This window comes from Gimesia maris (genome assembly GCF_008298035.1).
Lineage (GTDB): Bacteria > Planctomycetota > Planctomycetia > Planctomycetales > Planctomycetaceae > Gimesia > Gimesia maris.
The window spans coordinates 7,262,175-7,281,481 of the sequence record NZ_CP042910.1 but is presented as its reverse complement, the minus strand read 5'-3'; the positions used below and the strand labels follow the sequence as shown (position 1 = coordinate 7,281,481).

Sequence of the window (19,307 nt, the reverse complement as noted above, 5' to 3'; positions counted from 1 at the left end):
TCACGCCGTTGCTGCTGTTGTGTGCAACGGGGTTAGCGTGTCAATCTGAGCAGAACGCGTCTGGTACAAATACACTGCAGAAACTACAGATCGAGGGGCCCACCATGGGAACCTCGTATCATATTACGGTCTGCTCAGATGCTGTTGATTCACCAGATAAATCCAAGATCCAGCAGGACGTTGATTTACTGCTGAAAACGATCAATCAGCAGATGTCGACGTATATCAAAACGTCGGAACTGTCGAAGTTTAATCAGTCGACAGCGGAGGAGTGGTTTCCGGTATCTGCCCCGCTCGTGAAAGTTGTAGACTCCGGACTGAAGCTCAGCGAGGACAGTGACGGTGCCTTTGACATGACCGTGGGACCACTGGTCAATTTATGGCACTTCGGCCCGGATCCTGGGAAGAGGACGATACCGGAAGAGAGTCAGATCGAAGCCGCGCGCAAGAGTGTGGGCTATCACCATATTCAGGTACAACACGATACGCCCGCATTGAAGAAGACGATTCCGGAGGTGTACCTCGATCTGTCAGCAATCGCGAAAGGATATGCCGTCGATGCAGTGGGCGAGTATCTGGAATCGCAGTCGGTTCAGAACTACCTGGTCGAAATCGGCGGCGAAATGCGGGCTCGGGGCAGCAATCAGCAGGGCGAACCCTGGAACGTCGGGATTGAAAAACCTGTCAGCGAGAAACGGGTTGTGCAGCATGTCTTTCCGCTGGACAATCTGTCGATGGCTACCTCTGGCAACTATCGTAATTTTTTTGAAGTGGATGGCGTCAGTTATTCTCATACGATCGATCCCCGCACCGGGCGTCCGGTCAAACATGCCCTGGCTTCAGTGACCGTGGTGGGAGAAAAATGCATGAACTGTGATGCCATCGCAACTTGCCTGATGGTATTAGGGGCCGAAGAGGGGTATAATTGGTGTGCGGAGCGGGATATCGCCGCTTATTTCATTGTGAAAGCTGAGACCGGTTTCAGGGAGCGGTACTCCCCCCAGTGGCAACATCTATTTGGAGAGGTAAACGAAAAATGATGTCTACAATCCTGTTTGCTCTCGGAGTATTTGCCCTGGCGTTTCTGGGAATGGCGGTCGGCGTAATTTTCAGCAACCGCTGTATCAAAGGCTCCTGTGGCGGTATTGCCAATCTCGACGGTATGGAAGGCTGCTCCGAATGCGGAGGCTGTTCCATCGCCGACAAAAAACAGAAGCAGGCCGACCAGATGTCAGCCGCCGGCTCCTGTCCCGTCGAAGATGAAAAGTAACCATTCCTCCGTGGAATTCGCGCTTGCTTAAAGCTGTCCGACAGAATCAGTTCCATCTTTCGGTTACGACACTTTGACGTGTTTTCTGCACTGCTTGAGCCATTCGCCGGGAAAATTTCAAGATTTCCACTGGCAGAGCGAATCAGATATGAGACAATGCAGGCAGCGGTGCGTCATGCTTTATGTCTGAATCAGCATCCACTGCGAAAATACAGTACTATCATTAATAAAACGAGACAGTAAGTTCTCGAGAGGAGAAAGTGATATCGATGGACGATCAACAGCCCGAACCCGTGCATGTTTCTACAGAAGAAGCGGCCTGCTCTACAGAAGAAACCTGCGAACAGACGCAGCACCAGACAGAATCAGGCGCTGAACAGAGCCGGAAACCGGATTCTTCAGGGATCCCCAATTCCATTGATCGACTTCGTTCCGAATTCGATAAACTGCTGGGTGTCGCTGTCGAGCAGGGGGAACGGGCGCTGGATAAGCTGGGACTGTTTGGCAACGAAGCCGTCTGGATGCCGCGCGTAGATGTCCTGGAACTGGAAGAGAAGGTACAGGTTTCCTTTGATCTGCCGGGCGTGACCGCTGAAGAAATCAAGATCACACTGGCAGGCAACATGCTGACAATTGCCGGCAGTCGCAGCACGGGAACGACCACCACCGCCGGACAGACAGCCCGTGTCAGCGAACGTCCTTCGGGCCAGTTTCGTCGATCGGTTCCGATGCCGGTTGCCGTCGATCCGGATAAAGTGACGGCCTCGGTGCAGAACGGAATTCTGAGTGTCGTGCTGGAAAAGTCTTCGACTGAAAAACCGCGACAGATTCCGATCAGCAGTGCTGCCGGCACCGGTTTTTAAGCGGATTCCAGTCAGGTTTTTCTATTATAGTTCCCTGATGACCTGCGGCTCGACGGACTGTCCCGGCTGCAGGTTCATGCTGGGGGCGATAATCAGGCGATCTCCCGCCTGAATGCCCTTTATAATTTCGGCGTCAAAATCGTTCATCACGCCGGTTTCCACATCCGTCAGAATCGCTTTGTTGTTGCGCACCACGTAGGCCTGCCATTGTCCGGATGCATTGCGAAACAACGCTGACCGCGAAACTTTGACGACGTCCTGTTTGATTTCCGTATAGATTTTCACCCGGACCCGGTAATCAGTACCCAGGCTCCGCTGCTGTGCTTTCAACTGCTTCCACAGACTCTGGTCAAAGCTGATGATGACTTTCACCCGTTGCTGTTCGACTCCCAGGGAAGAGACTTTGGTGAAGCCTTTGGGGTAGATCCGTTTGACTTTGCCTCGCACGGACTGCGTGCCAATCGCGGGGCCTTCAATATCGACGAGCGAGCCAGTCTGTATATTCCCGACATATTGCGAGAGGACGTCCGCCTCGACTTCCAGATCCTGCAGGCGTCCGATTTCCAGTAGAACGTCGCCGGCGGCCAGTGTCCGCTCGTTGGAATAGTTTCTGGTCAGAATCGTTCCGTCGATGGGGCTGCGCATTGTCGCGCGTTTCTGGTCGCGCAGCAGTTGATCCAGCTGGGACTGCGCTTCTTTCTGTTCTTCCTGCAGGACTGCAGTAGAGAGCTCTTTTTTCTCTTTGTATTTCAGAATCGAGATCTTGCCGATCTGCATTGCACTCTGAATGGCCTGCAGGGAGCGCCAGGTTAAGATGTCTTTCTGATAATCGATTTCGCTCTGTTTATTAAACAGGTCAGCTTCATTGAGTTCGCTCTCTGACAGGGCGCTTTTTTTGAACAACTGATATTTGCGGTCGAATTCATCGCGGGCATACTGCCATTTGGCTTTGCTGGCATCCTGCTGTTTGCTGGCGGCTTCAACGGTCAGGTCCATCGATTTCAGGAATTCATCAAACTGCACCAGCGAGTTGTCTTCCAGCCGCGTATCGGACTGCTCAACAATTTTCCGCGCGAACTGCTCTACGCGATATCGGGCTTTGGCCACTTCTGCATCCAGGTCAGAGGTATCCATGGAGGCCACGATCTGGCCTTCAGAAACTGTTTCATTCTCTTCGACGGTGATGGGTAAGACGCGGCCGTTTAAAGGCATGGCGATGCGGTAGACGCGGGGCAGGCTGGTCTTGGCCCGTTCTTCGATGAAGGACTTGACTTCCCCTTTTTCAGCAACTGTCACATCTACCGGGAGCGGCGCATCGGAGAGGAGGTACAACGCCCCCAGTCCGGCGAGCAGGACCACTGTGATGATAATAGATTTGCGGGACATGTTTATTCCTTTACATTGAGCGCGGTGAGCCAGTCCATATTACGGATGGCTTTCTGCACCGGCCAGTGTGAGATCAGCGTAAAAATAATTCCCAGCAGAACCGTATAAACCCAGCTCATGGCGTCGATGGTAAAAGGCATCCGAAACAGTTCGGTATCATAGGCAATGTTGATGCCTTTGGAGGCCCAGTAACCGGCGGGTAGCCCCAGCAGGATGCCAGGTAGATTCACACAAAAACTTTCTCTCAAGAAAATGGAACCGACTTCAGAGGGAGTATAGCCCAATACACGCAGCGTGGCGATTTCCTGCTGTCGTTCGGAAAGGGAGATGAGAGAGGCATTCAGGATACTGCCGAAAAAAATCAGGCAGGAAAACACGATGACGACCACAATCATCACAATCATCTGATCCACGAGGACTTCTTTGAGTTTCTCTTTCTGATCGCGAATGGAAGTAACCGACTGAATGGCGGGAATCTGTTTGACCTGCCGATAAATCTGCCGGGTGATCGCCGGGCGAGGATTGGTTTTCAGTTGCACGCTGGTCAGGGTCTGTGATTCCCCCATCAGTCGATTCAGATAATCGAAGTCGGCATAAACGGTGAGCCCCAGGTAGCTGTCGATGATTTTCATGACGGGAACCTGCCTGGCGACGCGATCACCGGTGACGGGAATCATTTCGAGGGAGTCCCCTGCCTGGATCTTGAGGATGTCTGCCAGTTTACGCGTGACCAGAATACCTGTCTCAGGAACATTGACACGGTTACCTGCCGTATCGCGGGGGATTGTCAGCTGTGCGGTCCGCGTGATGCCGGTGATGCCGGCTTTCTTTTCGTGGATCCCGTTTTTGAGCGTGCAGCCGATGTGAAACAGGGGCTCGGCATAATCGACTCCGGTCAACTGCTGTGATTCGAACAGGGCCGCGAAATCGTGATCGTCTTTAAAGCTGATATCGATGTCGCTGAGCAGCAGTTTGTCATATTGAAAATTGAGCAGCGCAAAGGCAGAGTCGTACATGGAAAAGGTTACCAGCAGCAGCATCGCGCCGACAGTCGCAGAGAGCAGGCCTCCCAGGGTTCGCGTGCGATTACGAAAGATGTCGCGGAGCACGAGTTGCCAGCGAAAGTCAAGCGCGTTCCAGAAAGCGTGGATCTTTTCCAGTAAAATTCGTCGGGCCCGCAGAGGAGGTTTGGGCCGCATCGCTTCTGCCGGTGAAAGACGCACGACCGAACGGACACCGCGAAATGTCCCCAGCACTGCAAAGAAGATGCTGATCAGCATGCCCAGCAGAATGACTCGCGGGTACATCTGGTTGATCAGGGAAGGGAACTCAAAGAAGTTACGATACTGTGCCGTCATGGCGCCGGCCAGAGAATAGCCGATCAGAATTCCCAGCAGGCCGCCCGCGATTCCGATCAGCAGTCCGAACTGAATGAAGTGCAGAAAAATTTCCTGGTTGGAGTAGCCGAGCGCTTTCAGGGTGCCCACGATGGTCCGCTGCTGTTCTGCCATGCGGGACATGAGCAGGTTCAGTGCGAGTGCAGCGACGATCAGAAAGATGGTCGGCAGGATCGTTGCACTGACTTTTAATCCATCAATTTCACTTTTGAGAAACCAGTGGGAAGACTGCTGCGCCAGCGGCGTGGTGGAGAAGACGCCGTAGTCGTCGAGGTTGAGTTCCAGTTGGTCCAGAATCTGGCGGACCCGATCCGGGCTTTGAAACTCGGGCGCCAGATGTCCCAGGATCTGATTGGCGGCCCCTTCGAAGCCGAATACATCCTCTGCGTAATCATGTTTCAGGTAAAACACGCCGTATGTTTCGGGTTCCGGAACCAGGCCTCCCGGACCGATCAGGTAGACGAATTCGGAACTGATGGCGGTGCCGACAATCAACAGTTCCTGCAGTCGATTGTTCAGAATCAACTGAATGTGGTCACCTGGCCGCAGATTGTGGGCGCGGGCAAATGCATCGTTGATGATGACTTCTTCCTGACGCTGATCGGTGAAGTAGCTGCCTTGCTTGATCACAATACGATTGATGGGGGCATTTTCATGCGCCGGAAGTGAGACCACCTGACCGGACAATGGTTTTTCAACCCCTTCCAGGGAAGCGGTGACTTCGAACACAATGCGAGGCAGAATACTGGTCACGCCCGCGACATCGGTCAGTGTCGCCAGGTCACCCACGGGAACTTTTTTTAGCTCAACCGAGAAGTCGGCCATCTGACAGACTCGATAATAGCTCTGGCGGGAATATTCGAGATTGTCATAGGTCGAAGACATGGCAATAAAACAGCCAATACCGACGGCAATGATACTGATGATTGCGACCAGTACCCCTTTGGCAGCGAACAACTCCCGCATTAATTTTCGATGCAGAACTTTCATCACCAGGTGACCTGATTTGCCGGGATGGGCTGCGGATTGATGCTGGTTTCAGCAATCGTACCGGAGCCGATGCGGATGACACGTTGTGCCATTTTTCCGATAGCGGAGTTGTGGGTAATAATCACGACAGTTTTACCCAGCTCGTGATTCAGATTGCTGAGCACTTCAAGAATCATGCGACCCGTAGAAAGATCGAGTGCTCCCGTGGGTTCGTCGCACAGCAGCAGTTCCGGTTTTTTCACCAGCGCACGGGCAATTGCCACCCGCTGCTGTTCACCACCTGAGAGCTGTGCAGGGAAATGGTCTGCCCGGTCAGACAGGCCCACCAGTTTCAGTGCGTCGTCAGGCGACATGGGATCGGCGCTGATGTCGGCTGCGACAATGACATTTTCCCGCGCCGTCAGAGTGGGGACGAGATTATAAAACTGAAAGACAAAGCCGATATTTTCGCGGCGGTAACGGGTCAGCTGCTGCTCACTGAATTCGGAAATATTCTGCTGATGAAAAAAGACGTCACCCGTAGTAGAGACATCAATGCCTCCCACGATATTCAATAGAGTGCTTTTGCCGGAACCGGAAGGTCCGACAATCACCAGAAATTCGCCGGAGAGAACTTCGAGATCGACATTGTGTAACACGGGGACAGAGACGTCTCCCGTGACATAGGTTTTGGAGATGGCTTTCAGAGAGAGCAGGCTGGAACGCTCTTGGTTTTGCAGGGACGGGAGTGCATCGGTATCAGAGGCCGCCATGTTGTGATCTCGAAGCAGTAGAGGTTAAATACGTTTATCTGGCAGGGGGAGTCCCTTTTCCGCTTTCAATATACTGATCTCGTTGCCGTGCGTACTCTTCTGCTGTGATGACATCCGTTTCCGTGGATGGCGTTTCACCTGTTTCGGAGCGACCTGATTTCTCATACTCGGCGAAGTAGCGTTTCAGATAAGGAACACACCAGCCACAACCGGTACCGGCACCGCCACAATCACTTAACTGACTGGCACGCCGCGGGCGATGAATCCGCAGATGATTGATGATTTTTCGTTTACTGATATGAAAACAGTAACAGACTTTGTCGTCGAGTTTCACAATAGATACTAATTTCGTATGAGCCGGCAACCGGGTTCAGAGAAAGCGGAGACGGGAGTCGTCAAAAGAGAAAATCCAGTTTGCGTCAGGAGATTGATTCAGGGGGCTGCAACCCTCTCTATGTAAATCTTATTTGATTTGACAGTAAATGTCAGGGCTACTTCACTCAATATTTGCTCCAATAAATGTGAGAGTGTTGTATTATTGCTCGAAAGTGCGATTGGGGTTTCCAGCAGACGCGGGTCGTTTTTGACGTTGTCTGCCAGATCGAACTCGGTATCAAGCATTTCCTCAAACTGAATCATCATCGTCTTCAGAGGAATTTCCTCTGCCTGGCGAAATTCCAGAATTGGTATCTGTAACGCCAGCGTCACATCGGTCTGGGGAGCCGCGGGCGGAGCTGCTGGTTTTGGTTTTGACGCGATCAGCGGAGGCAGATTCTCCGGTTTGTCAGCCACTAACACCTGATGTTCGGCGGGAACCTCGGCTGGCTGTACTGGCGCTGCCAGTTCTGTCAGATTCTGATTTTCCTTTACCGGTAAATCAGGAACAGCATCGGCAACGGGAGCCTGCTCTGCATGTGATACCGGACGGTTCGTGTTCTCTGACTCAATATCAGCGGGAACGGTTTCTGTTTCACGTTCCTGATCGACTGCGATTTCAACGGAGTGTCGTTCATCGAAGATGATCAGCAGTAACAGGATGAATGCGCCAGTGCCCGCGACCAGCCAGGCCATCAGTACGGGGCTCGCCAACAGATACAAGCCACCTTTCTGCAGCTGCTTCCAGGCAGTGAGCGTTTTGATTTTCAGTGGTGAAGGGCCCGCAGGTTCGGGCTCCGGCGCGATAATGGAAACGGTGAGTTCGCCTTGCGGGGATAACGTGATGCGGAGCTGCTGTTGGCAGTCGGGACAGGGAAAAGTAGTGCCTTCAACCTGTCTGTAACGCATGCGAAGCACGGCCTGACAGTGAGGGCATTGAAATGTGGTGATATCCATCAGCAATCACCTGCGACGGGATTTCAGATAGCGCCTGTTTATTTAGCAGGCGGAAACTCATACATTTTCAGATTGTTCTGCTGCGCGAAAGGTTTACTGGTTACGGTTGCCGTTTTCGCAGTTTCATCAATGATCAGGCACATCTGCTCCTGATCTTTCGTATTGAAGATGGCCTGCAGGGTCTCCAGAGCGGAAACCGTACCCAGATTCATGGTCTGTCTCATATTCTGAGTGTAACCGACCAGTTTTAATCCCGCTCCATCCAGAATGATTTTGGTTTTGGTTTCGTCTGCAATATAAGCCAGCACTTCTTCCAGCGGCATGCGTTTGAAGTCCACTTCGAGCTTCATTTTCAGGCGGTCCACGACTTTATCCGGCAGTTGCGGACCCGTCGGTCTGGGTTTGGCTTTCACAGAGAAGTCGGTGCGCGTGGATTCATCCCAGGCCAACAGACTGGCCAGCGCCAGGTTTGGTGCAGCGCGTTCCGGGAGGTTACTGACCAACTGGGCATAACGTTCCCCCGACTGCTCCTGATTGGCCATGCTGAAAGCTTTGAGCATCGCGGGGAACCGGCCGATGACTTTGCGGCTGCCTACGGTTCCCGGATTCATTTTTTGAACACTTTCCAGCATTTCCTCTGGAAGGGCATCAAGTTGTTCTTTCAGGTTGATTGCGAGTTTCCCGGGACGAATCATGGTTGAATTACGGAACGTCCATTCCGAATAAAAATCATCCGATCCCAGATGCATGCTCCAGGCAACGGTTTCGACATCTTCACCGATCCAGTCCAGAAATTCGTTGATGAAAGGATGCGCTTTTTCCGGTAGCAGTACGTCCTGCTGTCGACGCACTTCATCGGGGTCGAAGACAATCGTGAGGTGCCGATCCCGGTCGGTCTGTTTCAGAACGGACTCGATGCCGGGTGAGGTACTGCTTTGATATTCGCGTGCTTCTGCCATCTCTGCGGCACGGAGATCTCCTGGTGGACCGATCACATAGGTGTGGTCATCGACGATCATCGACGAATATTTTTCACCCGAATAGACGGGGAAACTGTAGTCGTCCAGTCGCTGTCCATCTAATTGTGCTATCAGTTCAGAACGTTTGAAAGGCTCGGTCGTCCTGATGACCGCAGCATATTCGGGAGGTGCTCCCGGAGAGCCGAGAATCAGGCAGAATGTAAGTTCTTGTATCTGTGCTGGTCCGGTCAGGCAGATTTCTTTAATGATCTGTTCGGCCCAGATGCCGACCGGCCCGAGACAGGCACGGAATTCTTCGCCTTGTGAACCTGGTGCCCAGAGTTCTGCAGGACGCAGATGGATCAGGATTCGTGTGCCGGCGGGAACGTATAACAGTTGAATCGGTTCTCCCTTTGTCGGGCTGGGAGCCACCTTGGCTGGTGGTGTGTATGGTTGAGTTGAGGCGACAGTCGGGCTGGCTGCCGCAACAGGGACTGGTTTCACTGGTTTGGATGCGATTGTTTCTTCGACTTGATCCCAGGCAAAGTAGGCACCGACTCCAATCAGGAGCAGGACGACCACGATGCTGGCAATTGTCACGTTTCTGCGCTTTGCATTTTTGCGGCGTAACTCTCGCATTCGCGCGACGCCGGCATTTTCCGTGGCTTCAACTGCGATATTCGGGAATGCGGAATCGGCAGCTCCAGTATCGATATTGGGTGCAGGGCTGGTATTCACAACCGGCGGCGCTGAGGTATCAATCTGCGGAAAACCAGAGGGCGCAGGCTCCGATACAACCGGAGGCGGTGTTGCAGGTTCGTCGGGAACCCACTTGGCTGAGGTGCCGACGACAGGCGTTGCAGGTTGTGCCAGTTCAATCTGAATCTTTTCTTCCTGCGGAGGCGTTGCCGACGCAGCGGGAGGTGCCTGTTGAATTTGCGGGTCGGAAGCGGGGGGGGTCTGTGGTGGTTCAACTGGAGCAGAATGTTCACCTGCGGCGGGTGTCATCGCCGGAAGTTTCAAAACAAAAGCCTGTTTGCAGTTGGGGCATTTTGCTTTTTTTCCGAGCAGACTCTTATCCCGGAGCTTGAGTTTTTTTTTGCAGTGAGGACAAGGAACAGCAATGCTCGACATGAATCAGCCTGTCAGGAGTGGTTTCTTTAAAGTCAGTTACAGTCAGGATTAATGCGGAAGGCAATCTCCCGCTCAGGCGCAGCTCTCCTGTTTATCATACGTTGAGAGAAGCAGTGCTGCCAAGTCTTTTTGAGGCTAGTTTCAGATTAACACAAGTTTCGAATCAGACCACACTCCTCTGGTTCTTTGGTCCTGATTAATCAAAATGAGCCATTCGGGTTACTGGTCTTTAATTCAGTAAACAATTATCTGTTTGAAAGTCCTCCAGTTATCGTCTCAACATTCCAGAGTGTCGCAGATAGAGATTCCGTTCTTCTCAGCGTCACCGTTTGGAAAATCTCCATGTCCTTTCGGATCTGGCCGGGCAATCAATTTTTAATAACTGGCGGCAAATCCTGACCAGTTTTACGCAAATCCTGAAATGGGACGTATGTCGAGCAGGATATAGTTATTTGTATGTATTTAAATTTCTAATTCATATTTTACGGGAGAAATATCGTGCTCATATTTCACACTAAATCTGAACGGTCTCGCGGCTTCACTCTGATTGAGCTACTTGTGGTGATTGCCATCATTGCGATTTTGATTGCCCTGTTACTGCCGGCTGTGCAACAGGCCCGGGAAGCAGCCCGTCGCAGTACCTGCAAAAACAGTATGAAACAGATTGGTCTGGCGATGCATAACTATCATGATACGCATTCCATTTTCCCACCAGCGACAGTCAATCCCGGGTGTCAGCATGGAAACCTGCTGGTGAGCCCGGATACCATGTCAGGCAATGTCAAAAATATCACCGCACACCTGCTGATTCTGCCTTACCTTGACCAGGCAAACCTGTATAACCAGTTGAATTTTTCTCAGCCGATGGGATTGTCAGCGCATGCCGATGTAACACCTCCGAGTGCGACTGCGGCCGCTTCGAATATGGCAGCGCTTAAAAGGCAGCGTCTCAGTATTTATGTCTGTCCTTCAGATCCTGCGGATTCACCGGGAACCAATTCCAGTACAACAACTCATTATTACACTGTGGATTATCATCGAACCAGTTATGGTGTCATTGCTCGTGCCTGGGAAGATAACAGTAAGAATCGGGAGTTATTCTGGGGGCATGCGAATAATGCCCGCAACCTGCGATCTGCTTTTGGAACAAACGGTTCTGCCCGGATGAGAGATATCACCGATGGGACGACCAATACAATCTTCATGTCCGAAACTTCGATGGAGAAATACAGTTCGAACTATGGTCCTTATTGGGGGGCCTGGACGAATACGTTCTGGTTGAATATGAGCTACGGTATTAACAAGCCATATAACTCAACAACTTCACTGCCATTTGCCTGGACACCCGGAAGTAAACATGAAGGTGGCTGTCATGTACTGCTGGCCGACGGGGGCGTGCGTTTTGTCAGTGAAAACACCAATGAACCAACGTTGCTCAATCTCGTCAGCATCGCCGATGGAAATGTTATTGGGGAATGGTAAGCCAAAGGAAGAATATGAAGACAAAACGCGCTCTGTTAAACAACGTTTCAAAAACAGTCTGTTCTCTTTTATGTATGGTTTTGATTGCCGGCTGTTCGGGGGGTGGGGAGCCGCTACCCGAATTGACGGAAGTCACCGGAACAGTCACTCTGGATGGTAAACCGCTTGAGAATATTTCGGTGATATTTCAACCGGAAGCAGCAGACCAGGCCTCTTCCCGGGGGACTACCAATGCGGAAGGAAAATTCAAGCTGATGTACAATCAGGATGCCTCTGGTGCCGTCTCTGGAAAGCATAAAGTACGCTTTGCTGTGATGGACGCCGATTCCACGGGATTACTGCCCGAGAAATACACCCGCACCAATTCGGGTGAAACCGCCGATGTTACCAAGGTTGGTCCCAACAATTTTCAGTTTGAATTGAAGTCCAGGTAATCACTCGGGGCAGTGCTGCTTTATGGGCCCTTTTGCAGGGCCCTCGTTTCGCTTTGCGCAAGCCGAGCGCGATATCGGTTTGCAGAATTGTGGATTATGCTAATTAAATCGCTCAAATCAGGCTTCTTTCTCCCCTTTGGTTCCCCTGCTGTAAAACCGGATGAAAAATACGGGTTTACGTAATTCGTCTTCATGGGCGGCAAGTAGAATATGAAGATAGTTACTTTCTTTATATTAATTTTTGGGGAGATAAGCATGCTCGAGACTCAAAAGAAACCGAACGCTGTTCAGAGAGGGTTCACTCTGATTGAACTGCTTGTGGTGATCGCGATCATTGCGATTCTGATCGCCTTGCTGCTGCCGGCTGTTCAACAGGCGCGGGAAGCAGCCCGCAGAAGTACCTGTAAAAACAACATGAAACAACTGGGGCTGGCATTTCATAATTACCATGAGACGCACTCAATTTTTCCTCCTGCCAGTGTGGGTCCTGGCGCGATTGGTGTATTTGCATTTATTCTTCCTTACATGGAACAGGCCAACCTGTACAACAAGTGGAATTTCAGCCTGCCTCAAAGTGATACTGCTAACAAAGCAGCGAACAGTGCACCGGTTATTGCTTACTTTTGTCCATCCAAACCACGTTCCAGTTTAAACAGCAGTACTCAGGCCTATGGCGACTATGCAGTGAGTTCCGGGACAGGGCACTGTAACTCAGGTACACACAGTAACTGGAAAGGGATGTTTAACCAGAACTCCAATACCCGTCTGCGTGATGTAACCGATGGTGCTTCCAACGTCTTTTCCGCTGGTGAAAAGCGAACTGTTGAGTCGTCACTGACGAGCCCTCAATATCGCTGGGGCTGGCATGCGACCCGGAATACCCAGAAAGCACATATCAATCAGAATGTGGCCGATCTCACACCTGCGACTGGCTGGGATGATAACTCAGCCAACTTCGGCAGTGATCACGTGGGGGGCGCCCATTTTGTGTTTACTGATGGTTCGGTTCACTTTCTGTCAGAGAACATGAATTTCACGGTGTATCAGCAGCTGAGTGATAAGGCTGATGGAAATGTCGTGAGTTTCCCCTGATTTCTCTTCGTTGCACATAAGAAATACCTGACGACTCATTCGATGAAGGCTTGACGTTTTTGGGCTGTCACCGGTTCAGGAGCAGTTACGCCTTCTCGAATAGCCGTTGGTTTCCGCCATTTCTCTCACGCTGAAGGTTCTGATGTTATGCGACAGATTCAAATACTGAAACCAGGGTCTTTGCGCTCTTTTTTCAATTCAAAGTTGTCAATGATGCTGGTTGCAGTGCTGCTGCTGACCGGTTGTGAAGCCAGTCTGGAAACACCGGAAAAACCAGATGATAACGCGACCGTATCCGGAACGGTGACGTTCAACGGAAAGCCTGTGACATCAGGCCAGGTCGGATTTTTCTCGTTGAAGTTCGGGATGGTCGGACAGGCGGAACTGAATGGTGAGGGGAAGTTTACACTGCCTGACCCGATTGCACCGGGCGAGTATCGGGTTTACTTTATTACAGATAATGGTCAGCCCCCCGGAGGGATGCCTGCCAAATACATGAGCGAAACTTCCAGCGATTATACTGTGCCGGTCCAGCCGAGCGCCAATCAGCTGTCAATTGATATCAAGTCCTGACAGAGGGGAACCGGTTGAGTTGTCAGCCGCCTAACCGAAGAGTCCTTTGATGACGGCACCTCCGTCAACCAGCCTGACAGGGCGGCCGACGGGGGTGTGCAGTTCCATATCAGCATCCATGTGCATGGCTTTGCACATGGATTGAAACAGGTCGTCGACCTGAACCGGGTCTTCGATGATTTCCTGCCCATTTTCATCAGTTTTGCCGATGACCTGTCCGCCTTTGATGCCGGCACCCGCCATCAGCAGGTTGAAGTTTCTGACCCAGTGATCACGACCCGGAGCAGGACCGCGGGCGTTGATCTTGGGGGTCCGACCGAATTCCCCCATGCAGAGCACCAGCGTTTTTTCCAGCAGCCCCCGTTGTTTGAGGTCCAGCAGGAGTTGAGACAGTCCCTGGTCCACTTCAGGTGCGCGGCGTGCCATACTGCTGAATACACTGCTGTGCATGTCCCAGCCAGTGCTGCGCACTTCCACAAACGGGACTTCTGCTTCGACCAGCCGACGTGCGACCAGCAGGCCCTGTCCGGTTTGAGATTTTCCATAGGCTTCCTGCATCACAGCGGGCTCATCATCGAATTGAAACGCTTTCAGCCGCGGCGAAGTCATCATCAGGTTAGCCTTCTGATAGAGTTCGCTCTGTTCTTTCACGAGTTCAGTTGCGCCCGCCTTTGCGAATTCACTCTCCTGCTGGCTGAGCAGAGCGAGCCTTCGGCGCTGTCGCAAATTGGAAGTACTGTTCACCACATTGTCCGGTAGCAGGCCGGGGCGATCGATAATAAACGGGGCCACCTGAACTCCCAGAAAACCGGAACTCAGGGTCTGACCGATGCTGACAAAGTTCGGGATATCGGATTGCGGGTCTCCCAGTTCGCGGGCGACGACTGAACCAAAGTGCGGGAATTTTTCGATGCCCAGCATGCGATGCCCTGTATGCAGATGGTAGGTGCCCCGCTCGTGGGCGGCTTCTTTGCCGGTCATGGCGCGGATGACAGCAATCTCGTTCATGGCCGCAGCGATTTTAGGCCAGTAATGTGCGATTTCGACACCGGGTGACTGCGTCTGAATTTTTTTCGTTTCTCCCCCGTTGGGTGTGCCCGGTTTGGGGTCCCAGGTTTCCATCTGGCTGGGAGCACCTGCCAGCCAGAGTAAAATGCAGGAGCGGCCCTCTTTTTTCAGGTCCTCAGCATGCAGGCGAAACTGTGAGAGCAGCGATGAACCGCCGATTCCCAATGCGGCTGACTGCAGAAAATTTCTGCGTGACAATCCACCACGACGATTAAGATTCAGATGTAAGATCGCATCAGTCTGCATAGGAATGTTCCTGTGGTTGGTTACCGTTAGCGTTTTGTGCGAAACTCTGTCGAATTGAGCAGAACCCAGAGCAGGTCATCAACGGCTTCTTCGCGTTTTTCTGAGTCACGCAGATAGCTGAGATTTCGCTCCCGTTCTGACGGTGTAGCATGTCGGGCCAGTACATTCAGATACAGTGAATCCACCAGTTCCGTGTCGGAAGAGATCTTGATCAGCTGCTGTTTCAGTTCGCTTTGTGAGAGTCTGGTCTGCAGTTCCTGGTTATTCATCAGCAGCAGTGCCTGTTGGATACTGCCTTCTAAGGCATCCTGCGGGAGAGAAGGGTTCATATCAAAGGCCTGCATGATTTCCTTGCGGATTGACTGGTCTTCTCCAATCAGGTTTTCGACTGAATTGGCGATTACATCGGGACGCAGGCGTGAGGGTCTGACTGCGGTAAACAGTTCCGCGGCGGAGTTACTGGTGCGCATCTCACGTTGATAGACTTTGGAATTCATGATCAGTCTGAAAACCCATTTCGGGTCGAAGTCTTTATAGCGGAAGTTGGCGGCAATGCGATTCACGACCGGCTTGTGAATGACCTCACTGTCGGGGCCCAGGCTGTCGACATCGTAGAACCCATCGCCGATGAGTTCGCTCCAGATGCGATTCACATATGCGCGGGCGAACCAGTAATTCTTCGGGTTGTAAGCCAGGTAAGCCGCGATGGAGACCCGGCGTGCGTCGGCTTTCATTTTTTCATGTGGTTTTTCACCCAGTAAAAAGCGGGGCTGAACCACAGTCTGTATTTTGGGGTCAGTCTGGTCAGGCATTTTATAGGTGTAGGGATGAAAGAAAGCAGCCAGTTCGTGAAACTGTTCCCGTTTCCAGTTGTCGAAAGGATGGTCGTGGCATTCGGCACATTTGATGCTGATCCCCATGAAAATACGGGCTGTCTGAGAAGCCAGTTCGGTCGACTTGTTTTCGCAGGCGAGGACAAAATTATTCGGGCCGAAGTCCTGGCCGTAGTCGTTGCGAACCGCTTTATTCCGTTCGGGAGTTGCCGAGATCAGCATGACCGTGATGTAATCCCAGGGGGCACCTTTGTTGAACTGTTCTGCCAGCCAGTCTTCCAGTGCCTGTGGGTCAACGCGTCTTCGATTTGCTTCGCTTTCATAAAAAATTACCGAGGTCCAGTAGCGTGCCCACTTGCGACCGTAGGCCGGCGATTCCAGGAGTTCATCAATGAGATCGCTCCGCTTGCCACGACTCTGGTCTTTGATGAAGTCTTCAATTTTTTCCGGTGCAGGCAGTTGCCCGGTCAGATCCAGCGAAACCCGTCTGATGAAGGTCTCATCATCAATCGTCTGTGCCAGCGTCTGAGCAGCTGGTCCCAGTTCCTGTTCCAATGCCTGGTCCAGATCGGCTGAACTGAAGTTGATCCGTTGCGCAATGCGACGCGTGGGCATCGTCTGCCTGATGTAGCCCAGCAGCTGCATTTTCTGCTCCTGGGTTTTTAACGGCGGTAAATTTAACGGCGGTGTTTTGGGGGCAGCTCTTTTTTTCGGTGCTGCTGAAGAAGGGACTGAAATAATCAGGCAAATCAAGGCAGCCAGAATGATCCATTGAGAAGAGGAGCGACGCTTCAACATGGAATAACCTGTTTGAGATAGGTGATACGATGATCGGAATACAACTGTTTCATCAAATACAACTGAGAATTTCAGCGTAGTTCAGAACAGGGGGCTCAATTGATGGGTTCAGAGGGTAAATCAACTGCCCGCAGCCCTCATCCTTTATGGTACAGGGTTGTGATTGAAGGTAAATAGATTTTGATGCATTCGGATCACACAGGATAAAGATATTTCTACAGCAAGATCCACGTGTCTATCATTTTATCGGGGAGAGATCTCTGAATATGCGAATAGGTGTACTTTAGTGTTGATTGGTTTGTTGAGTGTATGTATACTTATTGCGAGGTGGGGTGTCGAATGGCAAATGTGAGATATCTCACACATTTTGTTGTGTTCCATAGCCGGAGCTTCAGGATTTTAACACAGAAATATAGGAAAAACGTTTCAGATCGATCTGCCGTCAAATTGCCGTATTGATTTGTAAGACATTGTTAATAAAGGGGATAAGGCGATTTTTATGTGAGTGTTTCAGGGGCGTCCTCAATCTTTTGCTGCATTCTTTGTTTGTTTGACTAAAATTATTTTACGTGTGAACTTTTCCTTCTCAAATTCGTCTTCTATTACGTAGTAAGTGGCAGAGCCTGGAGATGAATGACGTGAAGGACACGATGGTCACCGGGAACAGTCATATAAAGAGGGTGGGGAATCATGATCAGTTCAAAATACAACAATCCGGCAATCAAGCAGCTGGCTGAGCAGCAGGTCAAGTACGCTCCTCATGAAGTCAAGCTGGCTCAGATCACGCGGGCAGAAGAACTCCTTTCAGAAGTCGAGCAGGATCAGGAGTATTCCTATCCGGAGCTTTGTCGACGGATTACGACATACCGTTCAGAGCTGTATCCCGATCTGGTGATATCTGGGACGGATGTATTGCATGATGTGCGGTGCTTTATTGAAGATCTTTCCGACAGCGCAGAGATAGAGGTTGAGGATGTTTCTGAAGAAGTTCTCACCGTGCAGGACTTAAGTAAGAAATTCAATATTTCAACCAAAACCGTTGACCGCTGGCGAGACAAGGGCTTGGTGAGTCGCCGGTTCCGGTTTAACGGGCGCAAACGTGTCGGCTTTCTGAAATCCTCCGTCGAACGCTTTCTTCAGAAGAACCGTGGGCATATTGCCCGCAGTATGAATTTCAGTCAGTTGAGTGATGAAGACCGTGAAGAGATCCTGCGTCGTGCACGACGTCTGGCCCGGTATGGCGGGTGCCCTGCCGAGATCAGCCGCCGCATCGCCAGGCATATGAATCGATCTCCTGAGACGATTCGTTACACGTTAAAAAACTTTGATCGGGAGAATCCAGAGTTGGCTATCTTTCCAAACGCTCCAGAAAAAATTACTGACCAGCAGAAGCGTGATATCTACAACACGTTTCGGCGGGGGATCCCTGTAGAGAAGCTGGCGCGACGTTATTGTCGTACCAAGGCCAGTATCTATCGGATCATTTCCGAGGCACGGGCTGCCCGTCTGCATGCTCAAACCATTGATTACATGCACAGCGATGAATTCGAGCAGGCTGATGCAGACAAAGTCATTCTGGGGCCACCTCCGGAAGTTGATAAAGCCGGTGAAAAGGTTCGTACTCCACCTGGACTGCCTCCTTATCTGGCGAGTCTGTATTCCATTCCGCTGTTAACGCGGGAAGAAGAAGCCTATTACTTCCGGAAGCTGAATTTCCTGAAATACAAGGCGTTTCAGATCCAGGAACAACTGGACCCGAACCGTCCCAAGGCCCGGGATATGGATCAGATTGAGAAGCTGCTTGACGAGAGTACTGACGTGAAAAACTTCCTGATCCGCAGTAACCTGCGCCTGGTGGTTTCGATCGCGAAGCGTCACATTCGTCCGGGAGGCAACTTCTTCGAAATGGTGAGCGACGGCAACATGTCGTTGATTCGTGCGATTGAAAAATTTGATTATACCAAAGGGAATAAGTTCTCCACATACGCCAGTTGGGCTATTATGAAGAACTATGCCCGTTCCATTCCAGCCGAATACAAAGTGCTGGATCGATTTCGGACGGGGAACGAAGAGTTGTTCTTCCAGTCGACCGACGAACGGGAAAGTCAGTATCGTGAAGAGCTGATTAACCAGAAGCAGCATGCTGTGATCATGAGTATTCTGGATCAGCTTGATGGTCGGGAAAAGGACATTCTGATTTATCGTTATGGCCTGAATGCCCGTAATGAACCTCAGACACTGGAGCAGGTCGGGGACCGTTTTGGCGTGACCAAAGAGCGGATCAGGCAGCTGGAGTCCCGTGCTCTGAAAAAACTGAGACGGATTACCCAGGTGGAACGGGTAGAGATTCCGGGTATCTAGAACGCGTCACATTTAACCCTGGCGTCTCTCGATCTATGATGCTCGACCCAAGTGGCCGGGGAGACGCTGCAGTAAAACTGGTAGCAGTTTAGTGTAGATACGGAGTTTTGGGTTGAATATGAACCTGTGAATGAGTTTTTTTGAAATGAGATATAAAGGCAGGCTCTGCTGTTCCGGTCTGACCGGATCAGTTTAGTGAGTTCTCCCCTTGAGCAGGCATGGCTGTTGTGAGCTGTGCCTGCTTTTTTTATGGTCTGTCCGAACCTCTGCCCGGTTTTTCTTCTCTGAAAAACAGTCCTTTAGCGGTTGGCTCATTGAACTTAGCATGCGAAGTATT

Annotated in this window: 16 protein-coding genes; 8 read left to right on the top strand and 8 right to left on the bottom strand. The window is 51.3% G+C overall.

Annotated elements, in window-relative coordinates:
- Nucleotides 1-104 precede the first annotated feature (104 nt).
- From GmarT_RS27195 to GmarT_RS27185, 3 genes are all read left to right on the top strand, one after another.
- Nucleotides 105-1,040, top strand: coding sequence for an FAD:protein FMN transferase (locus GmarT_RS27195; RefSeq protein ID WP_002647412.1), 936 nt, complete (start codon nt 105-107; stop codon nt 1,038-1,040).
- Nucleotides 1,037-1,270: a (Na+)-NQR maturation NqrM gene (gene nqrM, locus GmarT_RS27190; RefSeq protein WP_002647413.1), complete on the top strand. Its 234-nt coding sequence runs from the start codon at nt 1,037-1,039 to the stop codon at nt 1,268-1,270. The genes GmarT_RS27195 and nqrM overlap by 4 nt, the downstream gene beginning before the upstream one ends.
- Nucleotides 1,271-1,539: 269 nt before the next feature.
- On the top strand, nt 1,540-2,133 hold the full coding sequence (locus GmarT_RS27185; protein ID WP_002647414.1) for an Hsp20/alpha crystallin family protein: 594 nt from the start codon (nt 1,540-1,542) through the stop codon (nt 2,131-2,133).
- Between the two features lie 24 nt (nt 2,134-2,157).
- On the opposite strand, the gene GmarT_RS27180 is transcribed toward GmarT_RS27185, so the two are convergent.
- The 6 genes from GmarT_RS27180 to GmarT_RS27155 form a co-directional block, all read right to left on the bottom strand.
- Complete coding sequence (locus GmarT_RS27180; RefSeq protein WP_002647415.1) at nt 2,158-3,519, bottom strand: efflux RND transporter periplasmic adaptor subunit; 1,362 nt, start codon at nt 3,517-3,519, stop codon at nt 2,158-2,160.
- Between the two features lie 2 nt (nt 3,520-3,521).
- Nucleotides 3,522-5,906 carry an ABC transporter permease gene (locus GmarT_RS27175; protein WP_052301263.1) on the bottom strand — a complete coding sequence of 795 codons (2,385 nt, stop codon included), beginning with the start codon at nt 5,904-5,906 and terminating at the stop codon, nt 3,522-3,524.
- The gene (locus tag GmarT_RS27170; RefSeq protein WP_002647417.1) at nt 5,906-6,658 is read right to left on the bottom strand and encodes an ABC transporter ATP-binding protein; all 753 of its coding nucleotides are present in this window, start codon (nt 6,656-6,658) and stop codon (nt 5,906-5,908) included. The genes GmarT_RS27175 and GmarT_RS27170 overlap by 1 nt, the downstream gene beginning before the upstream one ends.
- A gap of 34 nt (nt 6,659-6,692) precedes the next feature.
- Nucleotides 6,693-6,992 (bottom strand): (2Fe-2S)-binding protein, encoded by a 300-nt coding sequence (locus GmarT_RS27165; protein ID WP_002647418.1) that lies wholly within the window; start codon nt 6,990-6,992, stop codon nt 6,693-6,695.
- A gap of 98 nt (nt 6,993-7,090) precedes the next feature.
- A complete protein-coding gene (locus GmarT_RS27160) occupies nt 7,091-7,990 on the bottom strand; it encodes a hypothetical protein (RefSeq protein ID WP_002647419.1) in 900 nt (299 codons plus the stop codon).
- A gap of 38 nt (nt 7,991-8,028) precedes the next feature.
- Nucleotides 8,029-10,083: a hypothetical protein gene (locus GmarT_RS27155; protein ID WP_002647420.1), complete on the bottom strand. Its 2,055-nt coding sequence runs from the start codon at nt 10,081-10,083 to the stop codon at nt 8,029-8,031.
- Nucleotides 10,084-10,581: 498 nt separating this feature from the next.
- Between GmarT_RS27155 and GmarT_RS27150 the strand changes: the two genes are divergently transcribed.
- The 4 genes from GmarT_RS27150 (at nt 10,582) to GmarT_RS27135 (ending at nt 13,664) form a co-directional block, all read left to right on the top strand.
- Nucleotides 10,582-11,565 carry a DUF1559 domain-containing protein gene (locus tag GmarT_RS27150; protein WP_002647421.1) on the top strand — a complete coding sequence of 328 codons (984 nt, stop codon included), beginning with the start codon at nt 10,582-10,584 and terminating at the stop codon, nt 11,563-11,565.
- A 14-nt stretch (nt 11,566-11,579) separates the two neighbouring features.
- Nucleotides 11,580-11,999: a DUF6795 domain-containing protein gene (locus GmarT_RS27145; protein ID WP_002647422.1), complete on the top strand. Its 420-nt coding sequence runs from the start codon at nt 11,580-11,582 to the stop codon at nt 11,997-11,999.
- A 255-nt stretch (nt 12,000-12,254) separates the two neighbouring features.
- A complete protein-coding gene (locus tag GmarT_RS27140) occupies nt 12,255-13,091 on the top strand; it encodes a DUF1559 domain-containing protein (RefSeq protein WP_002647424.1) in 837 nt (278 codons plus the stop codon).
- Between the two features lie 210 nt (nt 13,092-13,301).
- A complete protein-coding gene (locus GmarT_RS27135; protein ID WP_149303473.1) occupies nt 13,302-13,664 on the top strand; it encodes a hypothetical protein in 363 nt (120 codons plus the stop codon).
- A 30-nt stretch (nt 13,665-13,694) separates the two neighbouring features.
- On the opposite strand, the gene GmarT_RS27130 is transcribed toward GmarT_RS27135, so the two are convergent.
- Both GmarT_RS27130 and GmarT_RS27125 read right to left on the bottom strand, forming a co-directional pair.
- Nucleotides 13,695-14,978 carry a DUF1501 domain-containing protein gene (locus tag GmarT_RS27130; RefSeq protein WP_002647426.1) on the bottom strand — a complete coding sequence of 428 codons (1,284 nt, stop codon included), beginning with the start codon at nt 14,976-14,978 and terminating at the stop codon, nt 13,695-13,697.
- A 26-nt stretch (nt 14,979-15,004) separates the two neighbouring features.
- A complete protein-coding gene (locus GmarT_RS27125) occupies nt 15,005-16,609 on the bottom strand; it encodes a DUF1549 domain-containing protein (RefSeq protein ID WP_002647427.1) in 1,605 nt (534 codons plus the stop codon).
- Between the two features lie 690 nt (nt 16,610-17,299).
- On the opposite strand from GmarT_RS27125, the gene GmarT_RS27120 reads away from it, so the two are divergent.
- Complete coding sequence (locus GmarT_RS27120; RefSeq protein WP_002647428.1) at nt 17,300-18,970, top strand: sigma-70 family RNA polymerase sigma factor; 1,671 nt, start codon at nt 17,300-17,302, stop codon at nt 18,968-18,970.
- Nucleotides 18,971-19,307 lie beyond the last annotated feature (337 nt).